This is a genomic window from Ruminococcus sp. RTP21204st1_B2_RTP21204_210225, assembly GCF_040914135.1.
GTDB lineage: Bacteria > Bacillota > Clostridia > Oscillospirales > Ruminococcaceae > Hominimerdicola > Hominimerdicola aceti.
The window spans coordinates 1-2,134 of record NZ_JBCPGA010000104.1; the positions used below are offsets into that span (position 1 = coordinate 1).

Consider the following 2,134-nt stretch of genomic DNA (forward strand, 5'->3'; position numbering starts at 1 on the left):
TGAAACGGCACGGGCGGTCTTATCGGGAAGTTTGTATTCTTCTTCAAACTTGATACCCCATTTGAAGAACAGTTTTAACTTGCTTATCATCGGGTGTGTTCCTGTTTTCATAACGATAAACTGTCCTTTTGACATAGATTTCAGCTCGTCCACAGTCATAAGCGATCTGCCTATCATCTGCAATGACTGAGATCTGTCCCTGCCGTTTGATACAGAACCGCTTAATACAGTCTGCTCTCCCAACGCTTTGGATAACACTTCCGCTGACTGAGAATTCGGGGCAAAACCGCCGAATATCGTCAATTGCGTGTTGTCCGTGATTATCTCCATACCCTGTTTTCCGTAGTTCTGTTCAAGCTGTGCAAAGGACTGTATTATCGCCACAATGGATATTTTTCTTGAACGTCCTGCGGAGAACATAGATTCAGCACCCTCTATCTTAGGAAAAGTTCCAAATTCGTCGCAGTAAAACATAACTCTGTTTTTAAGCTTTCCGCCGTTTTCGTCGGCAATGACTAATATCTCACGATATAACTGTTGGATAAGCAGGCTGACCATAAAGTACTTGCTTGTATCTTCTTCGGGAAGAACGATAAAGATAGCAGACTTTTCATTACAGAACTTCTCAGCGTCTATCGCCGTTCCAAAACACAGCATTTGTTCAAGTTCAGAATCAAGAAAACTGTTGAGCCTTGAAAGTGCAGTCGACATTACCGACAGCATAGACTGGTCAGACGCATTCAGAGCCGCTCCTGCAAGCCATTTTGCTTTGTGTTCGCTTGGAAGCCTGTCCATAAGCTTTGAAAAATACATTTTAGGTTTTGCTTTCGGGTCTGGCTGATACTTTGCCAAAAGGTCCTGTATCAGCTTGAACACCGAAACGATGTGACGTTCGTTCTTTTCGCCGAACTCCGCAAGTAAAAGAATAACGGAAGCAAGCAGACCCTCAGCCGCATCGTAGAAAAAAGCGTTTTGTCCGTAGCTGTGGCTGTCACCGCCGCCGATGTTGATTATTGTTTTTGCTGTGATCTTAGCATATTTCTCAGCCTTTGCTTTCGCTGAAAGATTGTTTTTATCGGACAGATAAATGTCCATATACTTGTTTACAAGATGCAGGATATTGTTTTCGTCTGAGCGTGTAGGGTTACGCAGATCAAGCACAGAAACATTGTAGCCGTAATACTTGCTTGCGATAGTACCATAATTTCGTGCCACATCTCCCTTTGTATCCGTCGAGATAAACGACATTCCGCTTGCACAAGCGAGTTCGATGTTAGGGTACAAGAAGTATGCGGTCTTGCCGACTCCTGCCGCTCCTATCATAAGCGTATGGACATCACCGGTATCCACAAGTGCAACAGTTTTCTTTCCTGAACCTCTGCACCCGACCACAGTTCCCTGAATAACATCTCCGTTAGAGCTTTGCGGAAGATTTTCTCCCTTACGCCATTTATCAGGCTCGAATGGCAGAGGGATAAAAGTACGTTTTATCTCAGCTTTTGTCGCCCACCTCGCAGTTCCGTGCTGACCGTCACCGATCTTTTTAGCCTTTATTCCGTTAAGCGACTTGTTGTCAAGCAGATTTACAACCACTAAAAAGGCGATAAAAGCTACAACAAGTGCTCCTATGAAAATCATTTGTTTTTCATTCAATTCACCACTTCCAATCTATAAAATATTCTATCTTTTGTATTTAATAAGATAGTTAGTTTGTTATCTTCAAGGTATTGCGCTGTGAGGCGGAGGGTATCGCATTACCCGAACTCCATACACGGTTCGGGTTCAGAAATGATATCTATATCCTCGCACTGCTCCTGAATCGGTACACTTAAAGCTTTCTCAACCGACAATCTGACAGCACTATCCGCAAGCCGATACAGCAATTTGGCAGTCTGTACTGACTGTTCACGGGTACGGGCTGTCTGTTTAAGATCACGCAAAACCTCATGCACACAATCCTGCAAATTCCTTTGTTTTTGCGCCTTTTTGCCCTTGTCGGTGTAAGGCTTGTAACTACTCCCAAGCTTGCCTTGAAGCCTTTCAAACGCTTGATATTCGCTGTTTATTTGTTCGGTTTTGGGCATAAAAAATGCAGAGCCTGCCAAAGCATACTCAGCCAGATATTTGTATTGTC

General features: G+C 43.7%; 1 protein-coding gene and 1 pseudogene. Both read right to left on the bottom strand.

Going from position 1 to position 2,134, the window contains the following annotated elements; all coding sequences use genetic code 11:
- Window positions 1–1,653, bottom strand: a 1,653-nt coding sequence (locus AB5123_RS14205; RefSeq protein ID WP_368364988.1) for a VirD4-like conjugal transfer protein, CD1115 family, incomplete at its 3' end; no start/stop codon positions are given.
- 101 nt (window positions 1,654–1,754) lie between these two features.
- Window positions 1,755–2,134: pseudogene (locus tag AB5123_RS14210) on the bottom strand (hypothetical protein); the annotation flags it as partial.